The organism is Lacticaseibacillus boliensis (assembly GCF_054784775.1).
In genome coordinates, this window is sequence record NZ_BAAIHN010000022.1 from 24,236 (window position 1) to 49,828 (window position 25,593).

At 50.2% G+C, this 25,593-nt stretch carries 19 protein-coding genes and 1 riboswitch; of the genes, 17 read left to right on the plus strand and 2 right to left on the minus strand.

Annotated elements, in window-relative coordinates; genetic code table 11:
* The first annotated feature begins 475 nt into the window (after positions 1-475).
* From ACYVRB_RS09665 to ACYVRB_RS09680, 4 genes are all read left to right on the plus strand, one after another.
* Positions 476-1,939 carry a glycoside-pentoside-hexuronide (GPH):cation symporter gene (locus ACYVRB_RS09665; RefSeq protein WP_461215095.1) on the plus strand — a complete coding sequence of 488 codons (1,464 nt, stop codon included), beginning with the start codon at positions 476-478 and terminating at the stop codon, positions 1,937-1,939.
* A gap of 207 nt (positions 1,940-2,146) precedes the next feature.
* Positions 2,147-3,592 (plus strand): glucuronate isomerase, encoded by a 1,446-nt coding sequence (gene uxaC / locus ACYVRB_RS09670; RefSeq protein WP_461215096.1) that lies wholly within the window; start codon positions 2,147-2,149, stop codon positions 3,590-3,592.
* 108 nt (positions 3,593-3,700) lie between these two features.
* The gene (locus tag ACYVRB_RS09675; RefSeq protein ID WP_461215097.1) at positions 3,701-5,119 is read left to right on the plus strand and encodes a tagaturonate reductase; all 1,419 of its coding nucleotides are present in this window, start codon (positions 3,701-3,703) and stop codon (positions 5,117-5,119) included.
* Between the two features lies 1 nt (position 5,120).
* Positions 5,121-6,623 carry a UxaA family hydrolase gene (locus ACYVRB_RS09680; protein ID WP_461215098.1) on the plus strand — a complete coding sequence of 501 codons (1,503 nt, stop codon included), beginning with the start codon at positions 5,121-5,123 and terminating at the stop codon, positions 6,621-6,623.
* A 147-nt stretch (positions 6,624-6,770) separates the two neighbouring features.
* Here the strand turns inward: ACYVRB_RS09680 and rpmG are convergent, their stop codons facing one another.
* Positions 6,771-6,923: a 50S ribosomal protein L33 gene (rpmG, locus tag ACYVRB_RS09685; protein ID WP_054718962.1), complete on the minus strand. Its 153-nt coding sequence runs from the start codon at positions 6,921-6,923 to the stop codon at positions 6,771-6,773.
* Positions 6,924-7,051: 128 nt separating this feature from the next.
* Here rpmG and ACYVRB_RS09690 point away from each other — a divergent pair, with 128 nt between their 5' ends.
* The 10 genes from ACYVRB_RS09690 (at position 7,052) to ACYVRB_RS09735 (ending at position 19,281) form a co-directional block, all read left to right on the plus strand.
* Complete coding sequence (locus tag ACYVRB_RS09690; RefSeq protein WP_461215099.1) at positions 7,052-7,570, plus strand: GNAT family N-acetyltransferase; 519 nt, start codon at positions 7,052-7,054, stop codon at positions 7,568-7,570.
* 124 nt (positions 7,571-7,694) lie between these two features.
* The gene (locus ACYVRB_RS09695) at positions 7,695-8,246 is read left to right on the plus strand and encodes a hypothetical protein (protein WP_461215100.1); all 552 of its coding nucleotides are present in this window, start codon (positions 7,695-7,697) and stop codon (positions 8,244-8,246) included.
* A 247-nt stretch (positions 8,247-8,493) separates the two neighbouring features.
* Positions 8,494-10,167 carry an acetolactate synthase AlsS gene (gene alsS / locus ACYVRB_RS09700; protein ID WP_461215101.1) on the plus strand — a complete coding sequence of 558 codons (1,674 nt, stop codon included), beginning with the start codon at positions 8,494-8,496 and terminating at the stop codon, positions 10,165-10,167.
* 187 nt (positions 10,168-10,354) lie between these two features.
* Positions 10,355-11,062, plus strand: a complete 708-nt coding sequence (gene budA / locus ACYVRB_RS09705) for an acetolactate decarboxylase (protein ID WP_461215102.1) — start codon at positions 10,355-10,357, stop codon at positions 11,060-11,062.
* Between the two features lie 81 nt (positions 11,063-11,143).
* A riboswitch (Lysine riboswitch) is annotated at positions 11,144-11,319 on the plus strand.
* A 143-nt stretch (positions 11,320-11,462) separates the two neighbouring features.
* A complete protein-coding gene (locus ACYVRB_RS09710) occupies positions 11,463-12,857 on the plus strand; it encodes an amino acid permease (protein WP_461215113.1) in 1,395 nt (464 codons plus the stop codon).
* 149 nt (positions 12,858-13,006) lie between these two features.
* Positions 13,007-13,807, plus strand: a complete 801-nt coding sequence (locus ACYVRB_RS09715; protein WP_461215103.1) for a hypothetical protein — start codon at positions 13,007-13,009, stop codon at positions 13,805-13,807.
* Between the two features lie 297 nt (positions 13,808-14,104).
* A complete protein-coding gene (ilvB, locus tag ACYVRB_RS09720) occupies positions 14,105-15,823 on the plus strand; it encodes a biosynthetic-type acetolactate synthase large subunit (protein WP_461215104.1) in 1,719 nt (572 codons plus the stop codon).
* A gap of 94 nt (positions 15,824-15,917) precedes the next feature.
* A complete protein-coding gene (gene ilvC, locus ACYVRB_RS09725; RefSeq protein WP_461215105.1) occupies positions 15,918-16,940 on the plus strand; it encodes a ketol-acid reductoisomerase in 1,023 nt (340 codons plus the stop codon).
* 183 nt (positions 16,941-17,123) lie between these two features.
* Positions 17,124-18,392 carry a threonine ammonia-lyase IlvA gene (ilvA, locus tag ACYVRB_RS09730; protein WP_461215106.1) on the plus strand — a complete coding sequence of 423 codons (1,269 nt, stop codon included), beginning with the start codon at positions 17,124-17,126 and terminating at the stop codon, positions 18,390-18,392.
* 103 nt (positions 18,393-18,495) lie between these two features.
* Complete coding sequence (locus ACYVRB_RS09735; protein ID WP_461215107.1) at positions 18,496-19,281, plus strand: ABC transporter ATP-binding protein; 786 nt, start codon at positions 18,496-18,498, stop codon at positions 19,279-19,281.
* Positions 19,282-19,363: 82 nt separating this feature from the next.
* Here the strand turns inward: ACYVRB_RS09735 and ACYVRB_RS09740 are convergent, their stop codons facing one another.
* Positions 19,364-20,833 carry a helix-turn-helix domain-containing protein gene (locus ACYVRB_RS09740; protein ID WP_461215108.1) on the minus strand — a complete coding sequence of 490 codons (1,470 nt, stop codon included), beginning with the start codon at positions 20,831-20,833 and terminating at the stop codon, positions 19,364-19,366.
* Positions 20,834-21,331: 498 nt separating this feature from the next.
* On the opposite strand from ACYVRB_RS09740, the gene ACYVRB_RS09745 reads away from it, so the two are divergent.
* The 3 genes from ACYVRB_RS09745 to serS all read left to right on the plus strand — a co-directional run bounded on the left by ACYVRB_RS09745 (position 21,332) and on the right by serS (position 25,100).
* Positions 21,332-22,885 (plus strand): helix-turn-helix domain-containing protein, encoded by a 1,554-nt coding sequence (locus tag ACYVRB_RS09745; protein ID WP_461215109.1) that lies wholly within the window; start codon positions 21,332-21,334, stop codon positions 22,883-22,885.
* A complete protein-coding gene (locus ACYVRB_RS09750) occupies positions 22,872-23,546 on the plus strand; it encodes a Crp/Fnr family transcriptional regulator (protein WP_461215110.1) in 675 nt (224 codons plus the stop codon). The genes ACYVRB_RS09745 and ACYVRB_RS09750 overlap by 14 nt, the downstream gene beginning before the upstream one ends.
* 273 nt (positions 23,547-23,819) lie before the next feature.
* Positions 23,820-25,100 (plus strand): serine--tRNA ligase, encoded by a 1,281-nt coding sequence (gene serS, locus ACYVRB_RS09755; protein ID WP_461215111.1) that lies wholly within the window; start codon positions 23,820-23,822, stop codon positions 25,098-25,100.
* Positions 25,101-25,593: the final 493 nt, after the last annotated feature.

Consider the following 25,593-nt stretch of genomic DNA (forward strand, 5'->3'; position numbering starts at 1 on the left):
GAGGCCATATCGAAGAACGATTAAACTTTATTGCTTATCAATAAGAGACTCGAGTACAGCGAACGTGCTGTTACCGTTTTCGGGGTGTGTAGACAGAATGGTATCGTCAACATCTTTAAATTCAAGTTTGAAATTCGGGTTGTGAACTAAAACGCATAAATGAAACCAAAATCGCCAGATAAGCGAATATATAAGCGAAGGTACCGTTAACATTTTATGTGAAAAAATCCGCATTCACTCTTGAACCAACCTGTGTTTTGTGCTAATGTAACCTTGTTGGATATGTTAACGCTAACATCTGGATAGCAACTTACAACCTGAGTTGTGATCAGTGAGGGATGGGAGATGAAATGTAAGAATACGTCAATGTTCAAAGGCGTATCCGCCAAATTAGCAGGTTAGGTTTTAGCGTTATGCAATTATTTAGTACCATCGTTTTGTTTTATAAATCGTACATACAAAAGGGAGTGTCACAATGGCTGATAACGAGCAGCACCATCGCGAACCATCTTTCCCTCAGAAGATGGTTGATTCTAACTACAGCAAACAAATTCCCGTTAGCCAGAAGATCGCTTATGGCTTCGGTGATTTCGGGAATGGCTTTATGTTTGATCTGGGGCAAGCTTACCTGACAAAGTTCTGGACTGACGCGGCTGGTATCGGTGCCGGCGTCGTCGCTGGGATTTTCGCCTTCACCAAGATTTTTGATGCGTTCATGGATCCAATTGCTGGGTCGATCATTGATAACCGTAAGAACATCGGGCCTGCCGGCAAGTTCCGCCCGGTCATGATGTTCTCCGCTGTGATCTTAGGGATCATGACGGTCCTGACCTTCACGATGCCATCGAGCTTCTCGATGACAGGCAAGATCGTCTTCGCTTACGCGATGTACATGATTTGGGGCTTGGTTTATTCCTTCACTAACGATCCTTATGGGTCACTTGCTTCTGTCATGTCGCGTAATCCGCAAGATAGAAGTTTCATGGCAACCAGCCGTCAGATCGGTTCTGTCGGCGCGCAATTCATCGCCGGCGTTGCCTTCATTCCTTTGATGGAACTCCTCGGTGGCGGCATGGGCTCGACCAACGAAAAGCACGGCTACTTCTGGGCCGCAGCAATCTTCGCTGTTGTCGGTGTCTTGATGTTCGTTGTCTGCTTCTTAGGGACTAAGGAAAATGTTCCGGTTCATCGTGCAGCAACAAAGGAAAAGAACGGCTTCAAAGATTACTTCAAAGTTGTCTTCACCAACGGTCCTCTGTTCACCATCATTTTGATGACGATCTTCACGATTTCTGCGATGAACACCAACAACACCATGATGGTTTACTTCGCCCAATACAACTTGGGGAACATCAACTATCAGCCACTGGTTAACAGTATCATGATGGGTGTTTCGATCATCGCGATCTTCTCCATCCCGTTCTTAACCAAGTGGTTTGGCAAGAAGCGGGTCACGGTTGTTTCCCTGATCGTTTCCGGGGTTGCCAACCTGTTAAACTTCATCTTACCAACCAGTCCTGCAACCTTTATCATCTTCGTTACCATCGGTTATGCGGCACTTTGCATTCCTAATGGGATTACCTGGGCCTTTGTTTCCGACGTTATCGATTATGGGGAATGGCACACTGGCATGCGTAAAGAAGCGATCACCTATGCGGCGTTCAACTTCTCTCGTAAGTTAGCTCAGTCTCTGGCTGCGATTGTTTCCGCTGGTATCTTAGCCATCACTGGTTATGTTGCTAACGGTCATCAAAGTGGTAGCACCTTGTTAGGGATCAAAGGTGCGATGACGCTTTATCCTGGTGCTTGCATGATCATCGCTGCGATCGTTATCGCACTGTTATACAAGCTTGATGACAACAAGTTCAAGAAAGTTGCCACCGATCTTGATCATGGCAAGTGGGAACACGGTACGATTGGCGATCAAGACGACAAGTAGGATTTACACAAGTCGACTTGTTGAAACCAGTGAACTTGGTTATTTGAAACAGCGCTTGCAAGATTTTGCCGTTTGACTATTGAGCAAGCGTGATAAATGTGATAATGTTGACGCATCAACCGATGTTAACGTTAACAGTGCACACAATCTTGTGTCTGTCAATGGTTGCATCTCTTGATTGCACCTGTGCTAAGGAGGCACTTTACAATGGCTTTACTTGATGATGATTTTCTGTTGAGCAATGATATGGCCAAGAAGTTGTTCAATGATCACGCAAAGAAAATGCCGATCATTGACTTCCACTGCCATTTGAACCCGGAAGAAATCTACGAGAACAAGAACTATCCTAACATCACCCGGATCTGGTTGAACGAAGGTACTTACGGTGACCATTACAAGTGGCGCTTGGAACGTGCTAACGGCGTGCCAGAAGAATTGATCACCGGCGACGGCGATGAATACCAGAAGTTCTTGGCATGGGCAGGCACCATCGAAAAGGCTGCTGGTAACCCGTTGTACGAATGGACGCATCTTGAACTTCGTCGTTTCTTCGGCATCAACGAAACCTTCAACCGTAAGACGGCGCCAGCCATCTGGAAGAAAGCCAACGCTGAGTTGCAAACAGACGCCTTCAAGCCTCGCAACTTGATCAAGAACTCTCATGTTCAAGCTGTCTGCACGACCGATGATCCAGCCAGCGACTTGCATTACCACAAGTTGTTGAAGGCTGAAGAGAAGGAAAACGGCTTCCGGACCTTACCTGCTATGCGTCCTGACAACCTGATCCAACTTAACCGGCCAAACACTGGCGCTTACTTGGAAGAACTTTCCAAGCAATCCGGGGTGAAGGTTACTGACTTCCGTAGCTTGATCAAGGCTTTGCACCAACGCTTCGAATTCTTTAACGAAATGGGCGGTCGCCTGTCAGACCACAGTCTGCTGAGCTACCACTTCGTCGAAGGTACCGAAGACGAAGTCAACGCCGTTTTGGCTAAGGCTGCACGTGACGAGCACGTTACTGAACATGAAAACGACTTGTTCTTGACTGCTTTGTTGGAAGAATTGATGCGCTTGAACTACGAGTTCGACTGGACCATGCAGTTCCATATCAACTCTGTGCGTGATATCAACCGGCCAATGTTCAAGAAGCTCGGCCAAGATACTGGGTATGATGCGATGGGTACTCAACCTGACATCGTGCTTCAGATCCAAAAGCTCTACACCAAGTTGCAAGACGAAAACAAGATCCCTAAGACCATCTTCTACTCATTGAACCCGAATGACTGGATGGAACTCGCAACGATGATGCCTTGCTTCATCGCCGGTGGGGTTCAACGGATCCAATTAGGTGCTGGCTGGTGGTTCAACGATACTGCCGAAGGGATGACAAACCAACTGCGGACATTTGCCCAACAGAGCTTGTTGCCTAACTTCGTCGGTATGCTGACCGATTCTCGTTCGTTCCTGTCATACCCACGTCATGAATACTTCCGTCGTGTCCTTTGCTCCTTCTTCGGCGACTTGGCTGAACAAGGCCGTGTCCCTGATGATGAAGACTATCTTGGCAAGATTGTTGAAGACATCAGCTATAACAATGCTTATAACTTCTTCGGCTTCTTCAATGACAAGACCCCAGCAGAATTATTCAACTAAAGCACAAGTCTTGAGCTAACCAAGGGCGTCACCTCGCGCGTCATCGATGCGTGAAGTGGACGCCCATTGGTTCTCATAATTACATTTACTTATTTAATGGAGGAAAATATGTCATTACCAACTTTGAATGATTCGTTCCGCAAGCTTCCTAAATACCCGACCAAGGTTATCCAGTTTGGCGAAGGTAACTTCTTACGTGCCTTTGTTGACTGGCAGATCCAACAGATGAACAAGAAAGACTTGTTCAAGGGCGGCGTTGCCATCGTGCAGCCAATCGAAAACGGCCGGACCAAAGAACTCGAAAAGCAAGACCGTTTGTACACCAGCCTGTTGGAAGGTAAGCTCGACGGCAAGAAGGTCCAAGATGCTGAAATCATCGAAGACATCAACCAAACCGTACGTCCTTATGAAGACTGGCAAAGCTACTTGGATCTTGCAAAGATCCCAACGGCTCAATTCATCTTCTCTAACACGACCGAAGCCGGGATCGCTTTTGACGAAAACGACAAGCTTGAAAATCTGCCAAACGGCACCTACCCAGCAAAGCTGACCGCCTTGTTGTGCGAACGCTTCAAGTTGGGCCTGCCTGGCTTCCAGATCATCCCTTGCGAACTGATCAACCACAACGGCAACACGTTGAAGGAATACGTTCTCAAGTATGCTAAGCTCTGGAACCTTGGTGCAGACTTCGAAGCCTGGATCGAATCCGACAACGACTTTTATGCCACCTTGGTTGACCGTATCGTGCCTGGTTATCCACGCGACCGTGCCGCTGAACTCGAACAAGAATGGGGCTACCATGACAACAACATGGTTAAGGCTGAACCTTTCTTCATCTTCGTTGTTGAAGGTAACAAGAAGCTTTCTGACTTGTTCCCAGCTAAGCAAGCCGGCTTGAACTTGGTTGTCACCGACGACATGCAGCCATACCGTAACCGTAAAGTTTCCCTGCTTAACGGCCCTCACACCACGATGAGCCCGATCGCTCGTTTGGCTGGCATCGAAACCGTCGGCGAAGTGATGGCGGACAAAGACTTCTACAAGTTCGTTAACGATGAAATGTATCAAGAAATCATCCCAACGGTTGCCTTGCCAGAACAAGAACTCAAAGATTATGCTGAAGGTGTTAAGGAACGGTTCGAAAACCCATTCGTTAAGCATGAATTATCAAGCATTGCTCTGAACTCGATTTCTAAGTTCCGCGCACGTTTGCTCCCAACCTTCAAGCGCTATGTCGCGAAGGAAGGCAAGTTACCAGAACGCATCACCTTGGCTTTGGCTGCTTACCTGAAGATCTATGCTGGTAAAGCTGACTTTGAGCCTAGTGATACCCCTGAGATCATGGCTGAATTCAAGAAGCTTGTCGGTGAATCCGACTATGTTGGTGCCGCTTTGGCAGACTCGACCCTTTGGGGTGAAGACCTGACCAAGGTTGCCGGTTTGAAGGAAGCTGTTCTCAAAGATCTGGATACCTTCGATAAGGATGGGGCACGCGCAGCGGTCCAAGCTATCAACGCGGAGGCGTAATATGAACGCTTTTATCATTTTGAACCATGCCGATAAAGTCGGCGTGGCCTTGCAAGACATCGACAAGGGGACGACCCTGTCGACTGAAAAAGGGCAAGTGACCTTGCTGGAAGATATCCATCGCGGTCATAAGTTTGCCTTGCAAGACATTGCCCAAGACGAGGATGTCATCAAATATGGCTTCCCAATTGGTCATGCCACCCAGCCTATCGCCAAAGGTGCTTGGGTGCACACCCACAACATCAAGACGAACCTGTCTGGTGAACTCGAATACACTTACAAGCCAAACGATATCACCCGCAAGGTGGCCAAAGACGAGCGGACCTTCATGGGTTACAAGCGCGCCAATGGTAAGGTTGGTATCCGTAATGACTTGTATATCATCCCGACTGTCGGCTGTATCAACCCACTGCTGGACATTGTGGTTCAGCAGTTCAAGGCTTTGCATCCGGACAATGGCAATTTCGACAACATCTTGGTCTTGAAGCACCCTTATGGCTGCTCTCAACTCGGTGATGACTTCGAAACGACCCGTAAGATCCTCTGCGACGCGGCTTTGCAGCCTAACGCCGGTGGGGTCTTGGTCTACGGCCTTGGCTGTGAAAACAACCAGATGGACGGCATGGTCGAGGAAATCGAAAAACTCGGCGGCCCGATCGACCATGATCGCATGAAGTTCATGATCGCTCAGGAAGTCGACGATGATATTGGTACCGCGACAGAGTTGTTGGAAGACCTCAACGATGCCGCTGCCAACGATGTTCGGACACCACAACCGCTGTCTGAACTCAAGATCGGCTTGAAGTGTGGCGGTTCTGATGGTTTATCCGGTGTTACCGCCAATCCTTTGTTGGGTCGTGTGGCTGACTGGGTAACCGCACAAGGCGGCACCGCAGTGTTGTCTGAAGTGCCAGAAATGTTTGGTGCCGAGACGATTCTGATGTCCCGTGCGCAAGACGAACCGACCTTCCACAAGATTGTTGATTTGATCAACAACTTCAAGGGCTACTTCGAGTCCTTCCATCAGCCAATTTACGAAAACCCATCTCCTGGTAACAAAGAAGGCGGGATCACCACGCTTGAAGACAAGTCTCTGGGTTGCACCCAAAAGTCAGGTACCAGTCTGGTGCGCGACGTCTTGCAATACGGCGACAAGATCCAAAAGAAGGGTCTCAACTTGTTGCAATCCCCAGGTAATGACTTGGTCTCCAGCTCTGCAGAAGCTTCTGCAGACTGCCAGATGGTCTTGTTCACGACTGGTCGCGGCACTCCGTTTGCCACATACGTGCCAACGGTCAAGGTGGCCTCAAACTCATACATCGCCAACAAGAAGCCTCGTTGGATCGATTTCGATGCCGGTCAGTTAGTCGATCATGATATCGACAACCTGGCAGACCAATTCGCTGATTACTTGATCAAGGTCGCTTCTGGCGAAACCAAGACCAACAACGAAAAGTATGACGTTCACGGGATCGCTATCTTCAAAAACGGCGTTACCGAATAGTCACAAAAGCCTCAGTCCAAAATTACTTGGACTGAGGCTTTTTGGGTACCGCCATAGAAGCGCATGAGAGCGCCTAGAAGCAAAAAAACCGCCTTACCAGTAAACTGGTAGGGCGGTTGGTCGTCACGGCCGTAGACGACGAATGAATTACTTCTTAACTTCGGTAAAGGTAACGCGCTTGCGCAACTTTGGAGAATACTTCTTCAAAGAAAGACGGTCTGGCGTGTTACGCTTGTTTTTAGAAGTCAGGTAGATCCGTTCGCCGGTTTCAGCACATGCAAGTAAAATGTTATCACGCATGTTCTTCACCTCGCTTATAAGATTTAAACTAACTTATTAATCATACCGAATTCTCGCCGATTGTCAAGCTGAACTTTGCCGCGACGCCAGGCACGCCGTATGCTACGATGGTCTGGGAGGTGAAGGCGATGCACCTGATCGGCAAGCGGATCGTGATCCGCGACTTTACGTTAAACGACGCTTCTGACTACCTCGCTTATGCCAGTGATCCGCGGGTCACAGAATCCGCCGGCATGCGGCCAGCGGCAAGCCAGGCGAAGACCAAGCAGATCCTGCAGCAGTTCATCATGAGTGCCAGTGATTTTGCAATTGAATACCAAGGCCACGTGATCGGCAATATCGGAGCATATCCGCGTACAGGGGATCCTGATAGTCCAGACGCCTGGACAAGAGAAATCGGTTACGCATTGGCCCGGCCGTTTTGGGGACAGGGATTTATGACAGAGGCATTGACATTATTCTGTGACTTTTTATTTGAAAATGGGATGACCGCGATCTGGGCTGCGGCGTTTCCGGACAATCAGCGGTCGTTGCAGCTGTTGCGGCGCCAGGGCTTTGAATATCGATTCACAATTGCTTTGCCGGCGGGCCTGAGCGGCAACGGTCCGCGTCAGGAAGTGTACTATCGGCGGTTGCGACATTCATGAAAAGTCACTTTTTTATCGTTTGCTGAGCGCAAAATTATTTTTTCATTTCATTTTGAAAAGAACTGTCGTGGCGTGTGATAGATAATGCTATAATGAAACTAACATCAAAGGTGGAGGTTTCAACATGAGTTCCCAAACAGAGTATGATCAGGTGTATGCCAAACGCATGGCTGCGATCGAAAAAGATCCGCAATTCACGATTCTTTCTAGCATGAATCAGCCGCAACCCAACGCTGAGTCTAAGGCGACCCAATACATTGTTTATACCGATTTCAAACCTGACCAACAACAGAAGAGCTTCACGGTTTCTGTTTACACCCCGTTTGAAAACGTTGATAAATATGGGCATTCCAAGGCAGAATATCAGTCACAGTTGCTGTTTGATGTCGATCATTGGGCGAACAAGATGCATATCACGGTGCTCGAAACCTTGGGTAGCGAAAGCCGCCTTGCCTTTTATGATTTTCAGAACATGGGCTTAGCCCAGTTAGCCCTCAAGGCCTTCGTTAACCTGGCTCGCAAAACCGGGATCACGTTGATCGATGGCAATATCAGTTCCTTTGATAAAGAGAATTATGCGAAACTGCAACACATTTTCGAAAAATATCAATTCGAATTTCATGTGACCGATGCTACACAAGGTATCGGGAAAATCAAACTTAACCTTAACGCGTAATGCGATGCGGATGACCGAGATGGTCGTCCGCTTTTTTGTTGGCGTTGGTTTGACGGCGTTCAGCGTGTAGGCCCGGCAACTGACCGGGGTAAAAATCCGCGGAAAGGCCCTTGTGTAACACAGAACAATATTCGTGTTATTGCCTGAAAAACGCAATAATACGGGATTGATAATAAAGATTCACTATTGAAATGAAACAGATTGGAGCGTATCTTAGTTACAGATGAGTGAAAACGGAGGAAATTTCATGACAGAAGAGAAGCGTTACGGCGCAGATTTGGTTGTTGATAGCTTGGTCAATCACGGGGTCGATTACGTCTTCGGGATCCCGGGTGCCAAGATCGATCGGGTTTTTGAGACACTAGAACATCCCACCAATCCCAAGACCCCACAACTGGTCGTCGTCCGCCACGAACAAAACGCAGCGTTCATGGCAGCCGGTATCGGTCGCATCACCGGCAAGCCCGGTGTGGTCTTGACGACTTCTGGCCCAGGCGCGTCGAACCTGGCGACCGGGCTGGTCACTGCTAATGCAGAAGGCGACCCGGTGCTGGCAATCTCTGGCCAGGTGAAGCGTGCAGACTTGTTGCGTTCAGCACACCAAAGCATGCGCAACGCGGACCTTTTTGCGCCAATCACCAAGTTCTCTGCTGAAGTGCAAGATCCTGATAATGTTTCTGAGATCATTGCCAATGCCTATCAGGCTGCTGAATCTGGCAAGCAAGGCGCCAGCTTCGTGTCCGTGCCGCAAGACGTCACTGATGCCGAAGTCACGTCCGAACCGATCCGGACGATGAAGGCGCCAAAACTCGGCCCGGCTAGCCCAGAAGACATGACCTACTTGGCACGCCAGATCAAAGACGCTGAATTGCCAGTGTTGTTGTTGGGGATGCGGGCCAGCTCGCCTGAAATCACCCAAAGCATTCGCGACCTGCTGGCCGTCACAGAATTGCCAGTCGTTGAAACCTTCCAAGGCGCCGGGATCATTTCCCACGCTCAAGAAGATAATTTCTTCGGACGGGTGGGCTTATTCCGCAACCAACCAGGGGACCAACTGTTGCACGATGCTGATCTTGTCATCACGATCGGCTACGATCCCGTCGAATACGAACCGCGTAACTGGAACGAAGATGGCAAAGCTCGGATCGTGGTGATCGATTCTGCACCTGCTGAGATCGACCATAACTTCCAGCCAGAAACCGAGCTGGTTGGGGATATCCACCAGACCCTCGATATTTTGACGCCATTAGTCCGTGGCTATCAGGTCGCGCCAAGCACCAAGCCAAAGCTCGACGCCTTGCAAGCCAAGCTGCACGAACGCGATGTTCCACCGGCAATCGAAACCCAACAATACAGCCATCCGCTGTCGATCATTTCAGAGCTGCAAAAGCGCGTTGATGACCACATGACCGTGGCGGTCGATGTCGGTAGCTTCTATATTTGGATGGCGCGTCATTTCCGGTCATACGAACCTCGCCGTCTGCTCTTTTCCAACGGGATGCAGACGCTTGGGGTCGCCTTGCCTTGGGCGATCGCAGCGACCTTGGTCCGTCCAGGGGAGAAGGCTGTATCCGTTTCTGGTGATGGTGGCTTCTTATTTTCAAGCCAAGAACTTGAAACAGCTGTGCGCCTGCACGCCAACATCGTGCACATCATCTGGAACGATGGCCACTACGACATGGTTAAATTCCAAGAAGAGATGAAATACGGTCAGTCCGCCGGTGTCGACTTTGGCCCTGTCGATTTTGTGAAATATGCGGAAAGCTTCGGCGCCAAAGGCTTGCGTGTCGAAAAGCCGACAGATCTGGGCAAGGTTTTGGACGAAGCATTTGCCACCGAGGGCCCCGTTGTCGTCGACATTCCAGTCGATTATTCCGACAACTTGAAGCTCAGCCAGACCATGTTGGAAGACCAGTTCTAACAGGTAGATACAGCCGGAGAGCATGTGTTTTTCTTAACAAGATACCGATATCTTGCGGGTTTTAACCGATTTTTATGTACTATAAACAGCCTGTATACATCAACAGTGCAACAGTTTTTAAAAATTGTTGCACTTTTGCTTGGGTTGGGCGTATAATGAAGCCATTCAATTCTTAGGAGGGACAATCATGAGTTCATTGTTATTCCAACATGGTACTTTAGCCAATCTCGTGCCAGGTTTATTCGCAGGGACACTCACTATTGGGGAGTTAATGCGTCATGGTGATACTGGTATTGGCACCTTAGCTGGACTCGACGGCGAGCTTGTGATCCTCGACGGCGTCGTCTACCAAGTGGCTTCCAGTGGTAAGATCCGGGTCGTTGATCCTGATGAAAAGGTGCCGTTTGCTAATGTGCATTACGCACATTTTGAAGACGCCCAACAAATTACGAACGTCAGTGACGCTGACATCCGCCCAACGATTGTCAACGCGTTGCGGACCAAGAACACCTTCGCTGGCGTCAAGATGCACGGCCACTTCAGTTATGTGCAGACGCGGGTCGTTTGTGCCCAAACCGCACCATATCCAACGTTGCGCCAGACTGCTGAAGCTCAGGCGATGTTTGATACCACTGATGTTACTGGGACAGTTGTGGGTTATTATTCCCCACAACTGTATGCCGGGGTTTCCGCACCAGGATTCCACCTGCATTTCTTGAGTGACGACCACAAATTTGGCGGCCATCTGTTGAAGATGGATGTCGAATCGGCGGATCTCGCGTTGCAAACCTTCTCGGATTTGCGATTGCATCTGCCTGTAGAAGATCAAGATTTCCAACGGGAAGACCTCGAAGGCAACAAAATCGTCGAGGATATCCGGATGGCTGAGAAATAAGTGAGAACCAAATGAGAGCCGCTGGCGTAAGCCGGCGGCTTTTTGGTATACTGCTTGCAGTGTGCCATAACGGCACGAAAACGTGATATTAGAGGTCGCACGGGCCATCAGTCGAGTGTCGGGACTAGCTGTCGCTAGGAGGAACGCATTCAAAAGGGGATCGTGCCGAAAGTCTTTTGCAGCGACAGTACAAAAGGCTTGGGTCAAGTTGGAATACGACTTGAACTGTCGCCAATCGGCGGGGTGCTAATCAGTCTGTGTCTTTCAGCGCGCATTGGCCTTAGCAATGCGCGTTTTTGTGCTTTCTGGCACGGTAGGACCTGAAGTGAAAGGAAGCGCAATAGTGGCAAAACAGGAACATACTCAGGTGAGTCGGTCATTAAAGACCCGGCACCTGTCGATGATCGCTCTTGGTGGTTCGATCGGGACTGGCTTATTCGTTGCCAGCGGCAGTGCCATCGCGACTGCCGGACCTGGTGGGGCGATCCTCGCTTATATCGGCATCGGGATCATGGTCTTCTTCTTGATGACCAGTCTGGGTGAAATGGCAACTTATATCCCGGTTTCCGGGAGCTTTTCAGAATACGCGAGTCGCTTTGTCGACCCAGCGGTGGGCTTTGCCTTAGGGTGGAACTATTGGTTCAACTGGGCGATCACGGTGGCGGTTGATGTTGCCACGACCGCTATCGTCATGCATTTTTGGTTGCCGGCGGTACCGGGTTGGATCTTTTCGCTCGGATTTTTGGCGTTGATTTTCTTGATCAACATCATCTCGGTGCGATCGTTTGGCGAAACCGAGTATTGGCTGTCGCTGATCAAAGTCATCACCGTCATCGTTTTCTTGGCTGTCGGGATCATGACGATCGTCGGGATCCTCGGAGGCAAGCCGATCGGGCTGCATAATTACACCTTCAAGGCCGCGCCGTTTGTCGGCGGCTGGCCGGCGACGCTGTCAGTGTTTGTGGTTGCTGGGTTCTCGTTTCAAGGGACAGAGCTGATCGGGATTACCGCCGGCGAGTCCGAGACGCCTGAAACCAGTATTCCCAAGGCGATTAAGCAGGTGTTTTGGCGGATCTTGCTGTTTTATATCCTCGCTATCGCCGTCATTGCGGCCATTATTCCGTACACCAGCCCGAATCTTTTAGGCGCCAGCGCCCAAGACGTGGCCATCTCACCGTTCACACTGGTATTCAAACGTATCGGCTTGGCAGGTGCGGCGAGTGTCATGAACGCCGTGATCTTGACGTCGGTGATCTCCAGCGCCAACTCGGGGATGTACGCGTCGACGCGGATGCTGTGGGCGATGGGCAACTCTGGTTTTGCCCCGCGGATCTTTGGCAAAACGAACCGCCGCGGCGTGCCGCTACCGGCATTGCTGGCAACCACCGCAGTTGGGGCGTTGACGTTTTTGTCCAGCATCATGGGGCCAAGCGTCTACCAACTGCTGGTCGCCGCAAGCGGCCTCACAGGCTTTCTCGCGTGGCTTGGCATCGCTGTATCCCATTACCGCTTCAGGCGTGCTTTCGTCGCTCAGGGGCACTCTCTGGACGAATTAGTGTACCATGCGAAGTGGTTCCCGATCGGACCCCTGTTGGCGATCGTCATGAGCCTGGTCATGATCTTAGGTCAAGATATCTCCAGTGTGACCCATTTTGCCTGGGGCCGACTATTAGTTTCGTATATGTCGATCCCGTTATTCATCGTATTGTTGGTCTGGTATAAGGTCAAACACAAGACACATCTGATCCCGTTGGCTGAAGTCGATCTGACGCCGCATCGAGATCACCGTAATTAACCAGTGATTGTCGAAGTTTAAACACCAGTGATGCTTGATCTTACAGATCGGGCGTGACTGGTGTTTTTGATGTGGCGCCACGCTCAAAATTGACAACGCTTTCCCCAGCGGATACAATATTCATCAGAGTGAAGCTTGGAGGCGATAGCATGCGAATGACACCGACAGTGAAGGTCTTCTTATACTTGGTGACAATGGAAGATGCTCAGGCGGTATGTGATGAGTTGCTATGGCAAGAACGGTATCGGATCGAACCGACGCGATTGTTGACGAAGCTTCAACAGCGTCAGTATCTGGTGCCTGTCCTTGCCGGCTTTGAGTTGACCGATAAAGGGCGCGAGGCACTAGAAGATATCAGCGATTGGCTGTGGATCCACCAGTATTATCTACCAGGGGTGATCGATTTTACGCAGGCGAAGCGGCAGATGAGTCGCGGTGGCCAAACCGGCTATCAGCTGGTGACGGCGTTATTGGATCGTGCGCAACAAAACGCAGCAGATGATCCAGATACTTTGACGCTGTTGTTACGGCAGCGGCTGAAGCTCGAATTTGGTACACGTCACGATCAAGAGGCCCTACATACCTTGATGGCGCTGATCTATCGGGAGCTGGATCTGACGACAGAGATTTCAGAGGTTTCTTTGGAAAACTTTAACTATCACACATCTTGGGTCAAAATCACACCATTTGAAAAACAGCTTCTGACGCAATTGTTGGCGCGAATGAACCAAACGGTCAATGATTTTGAGATGACTTTTTCTCAGTGGCTACAGGAAGCATCACCGGCTCGGCGCTTCTTTACCAACTTTGAGGTAATGACGATTGTCATGTATGAGCTTGGTAACGACCGCAAGCATCTCGATCAGGTCTACCGCAACGCGGCGCAACGTCAGCGCCAGTTACTGGCCCAACAGCAAACATCAGCTAATTCCGCGCAAGGAATCGGTTAAGAGCAAATCCTTCGACAAACGTCGAAGGATTTTTTTTGACATTAAATGTGAATAGTCACATAATGTTCTAAGACGTAAGTGGCAATCAGATGCGAAGATGAGATTTGGATGAGGCTTGATTAGCTAAAAAAAGCCCCGGAAAGAATGCCTGTCTGACGCGGATTTCCACCGTCATCAGAAAAAACTTAAAAAACTTTTCCGTAAGCTGTTGACTTTTCCTGAAATTATAGTAAATTAATAGACATGATTTCTAATCAAACATTAATTTGATTTTAATCATGGAGAGGAGGTGAATCAATGCAAATGAAACAGTCAAGTAAGCCACAGCAAAGTGTAGCAGATAAGCAAAGCGGCGCTGAGTTGTTGATTTCAGCATTAGTCGATCAAGGCGTAAATGTTGTCTTCGGATATCCAGGTGGCGCAATCTTACCGGAATATGATGTGATGTATCAAAAACATTTCAACAATATTCTGGTTCGTCACGAACAGGGTGCCGCACACGCGGCCGAAGGCTTCGCCAAATCGACAGGCAAGACTGGTGTCGTATTCGTCACCAGTGGTCCCGGGGCAACCAATGCCATCACCGGGATTGCTGATGGGATGCGCGATTCCGTTCCGATGGTGGTCTTCACAGGCCAGGTCGGAACTAAGATGATCGGCACTGACGCGTTTCAAGAGGTGAACATTTTAAGCCTCACGAAGTCAGTGACAAAAGCGGGTTTTCAAACTCGCCGCATTGAAGAAGTGCCACAGATCGTTGCCAAGGCGTTTGCCCTAGCAGAATCTGGACGCAAAGGACCGGTGGTTGTCGACTTGCCGAAGGACATCATGTCAGGCAAAGTGTTCCCAGCAGATGTTGTCGAACCTGAACCGCTTGATGTCCGTAATCAACAGCTCGATCGCAAAGCCAAGGATGGCATCGATGCAATCTTGAAGGCCTTAGCCAAGGCTGAGAAGCCTTTGATGATCGCCGGTGGTGGGGTTGTCAGTGCCAAAGCTGGTGACGAGTTCAACGAATTCGCCCACAAACATCACATTCCGGTGATTGCCACGTTGTTAGGTCTAGGCGTGATGCCAAACACCGATCCTCTATTCATGGGGATGGCGGGGATGCATGGCTCTTATGCCGCCAACATGGCGTTGCACAACTGCGATCTTTTGATCAACATCGGTTGTCGCTTCGAAGATCGGTTCGCACCGAATACGCGTCGCTTCGCTCCTAATGCGGAAGTTGCCCATATCGATATCGACCCGGCAGAAATCGGGAAGATCATCAAGACAACGTATGGCGTCGTTGCCGACGCCAAACAAGCATTACAAGCGATGGTGCCTTTTGACTCAACCGCCGCCCGTCACGGCGAGTGGGTCGAAGAATGTCGCGATCGCAGGAAAGCCCATCCGTATCACTATATCCACCAAGACGGTGTGATCAAGCCTCAACAGCTGATCGAAGAAGTGGGTGCGTTGACTGAAGGCAAGGCGTATGTTGTCACCGATGTTGGCCAACACCAGATGTGGGCGGCACAGTTTTACCCGTACACATTCCCCGGTCAGCTCGTGACCAGCGGCGGCCTTGGCACAATGGGCTTTGGCATTCCCGCTGCGATCGGCACCCAGTTCGCGCATCCGGATCAAACCATTATCCTGTTCACAGGTGATGGTAGCCTGCAGATGACAAGCGAAGAGCTCGACGTTTTGGCGGCTTATGGCTTGAACATCAAGGTGATCTTGCTGAACAACGGGACGCTGGGCATGGTTCGACAATGGCAAGACTTGTTCTATGATGAACGGCGGTCACAAACCGTTTTCCATGAACAACCCGATTTCCAGAAGCTGGCGCAAGCATACGGAATTGAGCCATACAAGCTCGATCCTCATGGAGATTGGAAGTCAATGCTACAAACGGCCCTTGCCTCGAAACACTCGGCCTTGATCGAGGTCCCGATTCCTAAACTCGAAGCGGTCCACCCAATGATCGCGCCTGGTCAATCCAATGACCACATGATGGGGATCTGAGTGTGATTTCATTGCTAGCACCATGGAAACAACAGAAGATTCATCGCATTTGTTAACCGACTCTCAAGAACATAATTACTGGAGGTAATTACATATGGCAGTAGCAAACATGTTATACGAAAAGGACGTCACCACCAATTATCTGCAAGGCAAAAAATTTGCCTTTATCGGCTACGGCTCTCAGGGCCACGCCCAAGCTAACAACTTGCGCGATTCCGGCTTCGATGTCATCATCGGTGCCCGTCCTGGTAAGTCATGGGACGCCGCTAAGCGCGACGGCTTCGATGTTTTCACCGTTGCTGAAGCTGCAAAGCAAGCTGACGTTATCCAAATGCTGACCACTGATGAAGCAATGTCAGAAGTTTACGCAGAATCCGTTAAGGACAACTTGGAACCAGGCAACATCTTGGGCTTCTCCCATGGCTTCAACGTTTACTACAAGGAAATCGTCCCACCTGCAGACGTTGACGTAATCATCATGGCACCTAAAGGTCCAGGTAACCTTTGCCGTCGTACTTACAAAGAAGGCTTCGGTGTTCCTGCATTGTACGGTGTTTGGCAAGATGCTTCTGGCCATGCCGAAGACGAAGCTAAGGAATTTGCTAAGGGTAACGGCGCTGCCCGTGCCGGCCTTTTGAAGACGACCTTCAAGGAAGAAACTGATGAAGATCTCTTCGGTGAACAAAACGTCCTGATGGGCGGCTTGACTTCCCTGATCGAAACTGGCTACGAAGTGCTGACCGAAGCCGGCTACAGCCCACAGCTTGCTTACTTCGAAGTTCAACATGAAATGAAGTTGATTGCTGACCTGATCTACGAAGGCGGCTTCAACAAGATGTATGCTGACTGCTCCAACACTTCTGAATACGGTGCTTACATCGTTGGCCCTAAGGTCATCGGCCCAGAATCCAAGAAGGCTATGGAAAATGCCCTTAAGGATATCCAAGACGGCACCTTTGCTAAGCGCTTCATGGCTGACTACCGTGCTGGCTTCCCAGAACTCAAGAAGTTGCGCGAACGCTCTGCTAACTCGCTGCTTTCTCGCGTCGGTGCAGAATTACGTTCAGCAATGCCATTCGTTACCGAAGCTGACAAGTACTCCACACCTCAAGACTAATCTTTTGATTAGTGCCTGATTTGTAAAAGAGCTGCAGTCACTCTCGTGATTGCGGCTCTTTTACACGGCGGGCAGAGGCCTTTGGGCTTCTGCCTTCGCCCAAAGCCTGCGACCATTCGCGGGTTTTGGGCGGAGCGATCCGCAAAAAAATTATTTTGGAATCATGAAAGGATGGTGGCGAATATGGCTGTCGAGAAACAAGAATTAACGCAGGCAGATGTTGAAAAAGCAAGCGGGGTGTTGGCGCCAATTATTCGCCACACGCCGCTCCAATACGACTCGTATTTATCTCAAAAATATCAGGCCAAGGTTTACCTCAAACGCGAAGATCTCCAAGAAGTTCGTTCCTTCAAGATCCGCGGCGCCTATTTTGCGGTCAGCCAAACGACTGAAGAAGAACGTGCCCGCGGCGTTGTGTGCGCCAGTGCTGGCAACCACGCACAAGGGATCGCTTGGACCAGTCGGAAGATGGGCATTCACGCGACCATCTTTATGCCGGTGCCTACGCCAAAACAAAAGCACGACCAAGTCGAATTCTTCGGTGGCGATAACATCACCATCAAGATGGTCGGGGACACGTTCGACCAATGTGCTGCAGCTGCCATGAAGTTCTGTGAAGAAGAGAATCAGACCTTCATCGCACCGTTCGAAGATTTTAACACGATGGCCGGCCAAGGCACGATCGCAACCGAAATCTTCCAAGACGCCAAAGAACAAAACTTCGATGTTGATTATCTATGTGTTGCCATCGGTGGTGGCGGCCTGGTCTCTGGGGTATCGACCTATACCAAAGGGGTCAGCCCGCAGACGACAGTTGTCGGCGTGGAACCAGCGAGCGCCGCTTCGATGGCCGCAGCGTTCAAGGCCGGCCATCCGGTCACCTTGGATTCGATGGACACGTTCGTCGATGGTTGTGCGGTGGGCAGAGTAGGGGATTTGACCTACAAAACTGCGCGCAAGCACGTTGACGTGTTGACCCAAGTGCCAGAAGGTGCGGTCAGCCAAACGCTTCTTGACATGTACACCAAAGAAGCAATTGTCGCTGAACCTGCTGGGGCATTGAGCGTCAGTGCGTTGGATAATTTGAAAGACGAGATCGTTGGCAAAACCGTTGTCTGCATCGTTTCGGGTGGGAACAACGATATCAACCGGATGCAAGAGATCGAAGAGCGCGCACTGGTTTATGCCGGCTTGCAACACTACTTCATCTTCAACTTCCCGCAACGGCCAGGGGCACTGCGCGAGTTCGTCAGCAAGGTGCTTGGACCTGACGATGATATCACCAAGTTTGAATATACTAAGCGCGCCAGTCACGGTGAAGGCCCGGTATTAGTCGGGATCTTGTTGGGTGACAAGAGTACATATTCTGAGCTTGTATCGCGCATGGAGAAATTCGATCCGCGCTACATCAACTTGATCGATAACCCGATGCTGTACAACATGTTAGTTTAATTTTTTGTTTGATTGATAAGGCGAACCGTACCGGGACCCGAACTCGTGGGCTTTGGTTACGGGTCGCCTTATCTGGTTGACGACCAACTAAGGAGGAAATCCGATGACACAACCAATTTTGGCATTCCGTGATGTCACGCTAGAACGAAGCACGAAAACGATCCTCAAACACATTGACTGGACGATCGAACCGAATCAAAACTGGGCGATCTTGGGACTTAACGGCGCTGGGAAAACGACCATGCTCAAGATGATCCACGGTGATCTGTGGCCTTCGAGCGGTCAGCTGGAGGTGTTAGGTGGGGTGTTCGGGCACACCTCGATCCCGGAGTTGACGCGCAAGATCGGCTGGGTGTCGACGGCGTTGCAAGATTGGCTACATCCTGGCGATCGCGTCGAAAACATTGTGTTGTCGGGCAAGTTTGCCAGCATTGGCTTGTATGAACGCTACACGCGCGCGGAACTCAATGAAGCCAAGCGGATCTTGAGCGACATGGGTGGCGCCAAGCTGATTGGCAAAACCTATGGGGTGTTGTCACAAGGTGAGCGCCAGCTGGTCATGATCGCCCGGGCGATGATGGCGCATCCGCAGCTGTTGATCCTCGATGAGCCGTGCAATGGCCTAGACTTGTTTGCTCGAGAAGCGTTGTTGCAGCGAGTCGCTAAGATCGCAGAGATGCCCGATAGTCCGGCATTGCTGTTTGTCTCCCATTATACGGAGGAGTTGATGCCATGTTTCCAACACGTGATGCTACTTAAAGACGGAGAGATCTTTGCCCAAGGGAATCGCCAAGAATTGTTGCAGGCAGATAAACTCAGTGAGTTTTATGCCAAACCGATTCAAACCGCAATGATTGGGACTGATCGGATCGCCGTTTATCCCTCATGATCAAGTTGATGTAAAAAAGTGCCGATGTGGCACAACCTGAATTGGGCTGTGCCGCACCGGCACTTGTTGATGCAAAGGTTATTCAGTTGGCTGACGATCGTGGGACCAGTTTTTGCTGATAACGACGGCACAAGGTCTGATACAAATGATGGAAATCGACTTCAGTCGCGTCTAGACACCAGATGAAGACCGCTTCTGGGTGGGCTTGATTGAACGCAGATGTCCCTGCGCTCAGCAAGCGCTCAGATTCGGTGATCAGTAAATCGCAGTGGTCGATGGCACTTTCTGGTGGCAAGCGCTTAACGAAACTGAGATTATCCAAAAAATTAACCAGCCCGCGGTGTAAGATATTGTCGATATTCAGTTGAACGGCGACATTGAGGGTGTTGCTCGGCGCCGCGGTTTGCAGGTGTGGGGCAACCAAAAAGGCAACCTCGTTGCAGTATGCGGCACTTTCTCGGTGGAAAACGGCGTAATCGCCGGTGGCAGGTAAGTCAGCGATGATAGCAGTCAGTTGCGCTTTGAAGTCCAAGAGTTGCGGCACAATCAGCTCGGGTTCACTAAAATCACTGGGTTTGATGTAATTACTCTGCAATAGGCTGAAGCAGATGGTTGCGCGGAACAAATTTTGGTAAAAAAGCGTTTCGTGAGCCAGTTGGCAGATGCCAGGCGCATCGCAGGTGGCGAGCGACGCTAAGATGTGGGCGACTACCCGACCGGCGACCGGCACGTGTTTGCTAAGAGATGTGAGCTCAGCATTGGTGGTGAAGCGAAACGTCCCAATCTGATACCAAGTGACGTATTGATTTTCTGCGACAAGTTGGTCGGCACTAAGCTGGGGGAAGTCACTGGCCGTGAAATAGGTACGTGCTGGTAGTTTGGCGGTTGTCGCCGGGTCGAGGCGGTGGCCTTGGGCAATACGCAAGTGGCTGATGGCAGTCAGATAGATGAGTTGTTGTTGCGTCAACAGATCGTGGGCAGGGGGCATCGTGGTGACTTGCTGGCGGATAGCAGCCAAGGCGATCGTCGTGAATGGCCAATCAGCACCGTGTGTCGCCTGCCAATAGAAGGTTTGCAAACACAGACGAACTTGGACTTCGCCGCCGGTCAACGTCGCAGACGCGGTGGTCAATTTCAGCCCGTACTGGGCAAGAAATCGCCGCAGCGGCACCGTTTTGCGGGTCAGGGTCGATTGGCTGATGAAGTGGTCGGTACAGAACCTGTCAATATTTGGCTGGTGCCCTTGAACGACATAATCGAAGAACTCGAAGGCAACAGCATTGCGCAATAAATAGAAGCGATAGGCATCCAGGCTGATCGGTATGTGTCCGTTCATCACGGCTTTGCGCAAGACTGTTGGTGTTTGTTCCGTCAGGCGTTCAAAATCGTCGAGTAGCTCTTGAAACAAGTTGTAGGTGCGCTGATATGAAAGCTGCATCTGGTTACTGAGATCTGCAATCGTGATCCCATGTGGCGCGGTTGTGTCAAGTTTGTGGCGTAATGCCAGCTTGAGCTGTGCGGTTTTGTCCAAGAATAATGATTCGAATTGCATGCCCATCCTCCCCATTAGCGCTATGATTGATTATATCAAATTATTTAAAAAATACTACGGAATTATCGAACTGTATCCAAACGAACTATTCTAACGCTGGCGGGACTATCCGTGATTATCCAAGTATAAACACCGACAAATCGTGGACAATAAGGTGTAACCGCTGACGAAACGAACGGTCGCGCTCACCGGTAATTCATAGCTGCCAAGATTCATGATCCGGAAACCAGGACGCCACAATTTCTGCTTGTGGTACACAAATTGCAGGGGAATGGAGACGCTTCGGGGGATGAAAAAATAAGCGTTATCCCAACGATTTTGATGCGGTTTGTGTCAGGAAAGGAAGTGTGTGGGCTGTATGGCAAAGCCCTAACATCATTTTTCATAAATCTTAATTTGAAAAATACTCTTGATTGCGGTTATAATTTATCTTGAATAATTGTCTGATTATAATTGGGGGAATCGTGTATGCGAGGTCGGGAAGATATATTTCTTTCGATGTCCGAAACAGAAAAAATGAGTTTGTTCCGTCGAATCATCAACGCTCGTGTTGCGCAGACACCCGTTGAAGATCGGCTTGAATTAGAACGCGACGGCAAGCCGCTGGTCAAAGATGTGAACTTGAAGCAGATTGCTTCTCTGACGGGGCGGAATTACGGTAGCGTTTATAACACGTATAACGGCCTTGTCGAAGCCCTCGAAACCATGACCCATCACAAGAGTGCCCCGACGCGACGGTTGTTTAACGAGCCTTCCAGCAAGGTGCGACTGTTTTTCGTGCAACAAGGGCAGCCTTACAAGTTTTTAGAGGCGATTTTATATCACCGCTATGAGAACTTTGAGGCTTTCTTGGCACATGAAGATACCAGCAAGGCGACCATGTTGCGGCACTTGAAGCCGGTGCGTGATTTTGCCCGCAAGTTTGGGGTTCGTTTTTCTTATGAGACGCTGAGTTTGCAAGGTGATGAAAAACGGATCCGGGTCTTTTTGACCATCATCTTTTGGATGGCCACTGATGGTGCCGGCTGGCCGTTTGCAGAAGTTTCACGGGAACAAAAAGGTCGCGAGATCGATGCCATCATCAAGATGTTTGACATGGGTCGGCCGAATCTGGTGACGCGCGAAATCGCGATGTATTATGCTGCGGTGGCAGAACAACGGTCTAAAGATGGCCATGCCTTGTCGCTGGCGAAGACGCATTTTGCGCTGAAGTACCCAGTACCAAACATCTTCGAAGAGTTGAACGAACAGCTGAAGCCGGCGCCTGATTTTGGGCCGCTGAGTATCGGTGAGCAGATGGGTGAATCCGCTGCGTTGTTCTTCTTGTTCAACTTCTTGCCGTTTTATGTGACGACTGGGACCGACATGCAGTCCACTGTGGTGCGCCGATTTGAACGCTACAACCCGGAAATCTATACGTTGGTGACCGAGTTCTTGGCGAAGTTGCCAGTCGATTTCATCGTCGACGGCTTGCTGCCACAGGCGACCATGAACATGTTGTTAGCCAACCTGCTGGCGGTGACTGTGTCGATCCTCGAGTTTGGGGAGGACCTGACAGAACTAGTGGCTTATGAAGTCAACGAGAAGCTCCACCAGATGCCGGAAAATCCGAGCCTGCATAAAAAGACTCGGCAGACGATTGAACACATCGTCTTTAGCCACGAGCTGAGTGATTTCTCTGACAACTTGGATGTGTTGACGGATTCGTTTTACCGCAACGTTTTGCAGCTGGTTGTGCAGTTTGTGCCACCGGTCAAAGTGAAGGTGGCGGTGGTGATCGAGCAGACTCTGCTCGGTTATATCGACCTGCTGGCTTTTTTGATGAGCCAGCCGTGGATCGAGCTGATCTCGCCTAATGAAGACGATCTTGATCAGGTGGATCTGGTGATCGAAAGTTCGACGGTGCCTGACGCGACCGAGAAGAAAGGGCCACACACGCTGACCTATAAGTGGGCGTCGACGAGTTCTAACGATTGGTACGGTGAGTTGTACGCAACGATCCGGCAGATCTGGGATGATAAGATGAGTGTTGGAGGCGATGGCGATTACTGAGCATGAGCATCTGTGCGTGGCGACGGTACCAATTTTCAATCATCTGCCACATGCCCAACTTGAGCAGATTGAAAGTCTGGTTCATCATCACCATTTTGCAGCCGATTCGACGTTATATATGGAAAACAGCCAAGCCGATGCCTTGTATATCCTCCATGAAGGCGAAGTCAAGATCGCCAAGACTTCTGCTGACGGCCGTGAACAGTTGTTGCGCCTGTTGAAGCCAGGAGATTTTGACGGCGACAGTGCGCTGTTTATGGACCAACAGCACACGGCAGAAGCCAAAGCCCTTTCGCCGGTGACGGCGTGTGTGCTATACAAGCAGGATTTTCAGCATCTGCTGAAGCAGTATCCTGACATCGCTAAGGCGTTGATCGCCGCGTTGGCTAAACGGATCCAAGAACTAGAAACGCAGACGACGCTGGCAACCACGGCAGATGTCGTCACGCGGATCGCCCATTACCTCGGCGAACAGGCCGCCCAACAAGGCCCGACGTTTGTATTGCCAATGAAGAAAAAAGACCTGGCCGACTTTCTCGGAACGACGCCGGAGACCCTGAGCCGCAAGCTGACCGTGTTAGAGACGGCTGGGGTGATCAAGCAGTCACGCGGGCGGCAGATCAGCGTGCGCGATCCCAAAGCGCTGGCTGCCTATCAATAAGGTTGCGTCTTTCAAGTGGATGCGGTATCTTAAGAGTAGCAAACACGTGAGTAAGCGCCTATAGAGGCTTCAGAGACATGGCGGTCGGTGCAAGCCATGACAGTCCTCGTATTCCAGCGCGATAGTGGGCGGCGAAGAGCCGCACGGTGATGGCCGTTATCCAGCAGAGGGTGACATATTGTCAAACTTTGGGTGGTACCGCGGAAAAAGAGCCTTTCGTCCCAAACGGATGGAGGCTCTTTTTGTGTTTAGACAACTAATGGAGGCAAGCACATGTTAGATATTAAAGTATTGCGGCAAAAGCCGGATTGGGCCAAGCAAAAACTGGCAGCGCGCGGCATTGACGGGGAACAGATTGATCAGGTCGTCGCCCTTGACGCCAAGCGTCGTGAGATCATTCAACAAACCGAGGCGTTAAAGGCCAAGCGTAACACGGTGTCTGATGAAATCGCCAAGGCCAAGCGGGCCAAACAAGATGCCAGCGAGCAGATCATGGCAATGCGCGAAGTCGGCAAGCAGGTCGGGACCCTCGATCATGAACTCAAAGCCGTTGCAGGGCAGATCGAACACATTTTGGTGCGGTTGCCGAATTTCCCGGCAGATGATGTGCCGATGTCGCTGAACGAAGACGACGCCCGGGAAGAGTACAAGTGGGGAACAATCCCTCAGTTTGATTTTGAGCCCAAAGCGCATTTTGAAATTGGCGAGGCGCTTGGCATCCTTGATTTTGAACGTGCGGCTAAAGTGTCCGGTGCGCGCTTTGTTTACTATAAAGGGGCAGGTGCTCGCCTTGAACGTGCCGTCTATAACTTTTTCTTAGATGAACACGCCAAGGAAGGCTACACCGAGATGATTACCCCATATCTGGTCAACGACGACTCGATGTTTGGCACGGGGCAGTTTCCTAAGTTTACCGAAGATGTTTATTCGATCACTAACGATGAACAGAACATGACCCTGATCCCGACGGCTGAAGTGCCGCTGGTCAATTACTATCGCGATGAGATCATCGACACCGAGAAACTACCGATCTCTTTCACCGCGCTTTCGCCTGCCTTTCGTTCGGAAGCAGGGTCTGCCGGGCGTGACACGCGCGGGTTGATCCGGATGCACCAGTTCAACAAGGTAGAGATGGTGAAGTTCTGCAAGCCTGAAGATTCTTGGCATGAATTAGCCAACCTTATTCATGACGCGGAAGATCTTCTGCAAAAGTTGGGGTTGCCCTATCACGTCATCACGCTGGCCAGCGGGGATGCCAGCTTTACCAGTGCTAAGACCAACGATCTGGAAGTTTGGTTGCCAGCCCAAGATCGGTATCGTGAAATTTCCAGTTGCTCTAACTGCACCGATTTCCAAGCACGACGGGCAAGCATCAAGTATCGCGACGAAAACGGCAAGCCACAGTTTGTGCACACGCTGAACGGTTCTGGCTTGGCAGTCGGGCGTGCGGTCGCCGCCATTTTGGAAAACTACCAAAACGCAGACGGTAGCGTCACGATCCCAGAGGTCCTGGTTCCTTATATGGGTGGCCAGACGGTGATCACCAAAGCATAATGTTGAGAGCGTCCTTTCGGGGACGCTTTTTTTTTACAAAAATTGCTTGACGCGTCGGTGTGTGGTTGGTATGATATCAAAGTTGTCTTTTGCGATGACACCGGCGTTTTCAAAAAGGTCAGGAAAAAAGTTGTTGACACTTTCTGAAAAAGTTGGTAGGATATAAAAGTTGTCGCGAGCGCACTTGAAGCGCTAACGATAAAAGAAGTTGAAAATTACTTCTTGACAACGGTGAGCGAGATATGATAAGCTTGTAAAGCTGATTGTGTCTTGATCAACAAGGTAGTCCTTTGAAAACTGAACAAAGTTTCGTAAATGTGATAGGGCTTTTCTTAAATGAAAAGAATTAAACATGAGCGAAGTCAATTCGCTAGTAAATCTCGGATCTAAGGTTTCGGCCTTAGTGAAGAACAACAAACGAGCTATTCAAATAACTCATTATATGAGAGTTTGATCCTGGCTCAGGATGAACGCTGGCGGCGTGCCTAATACA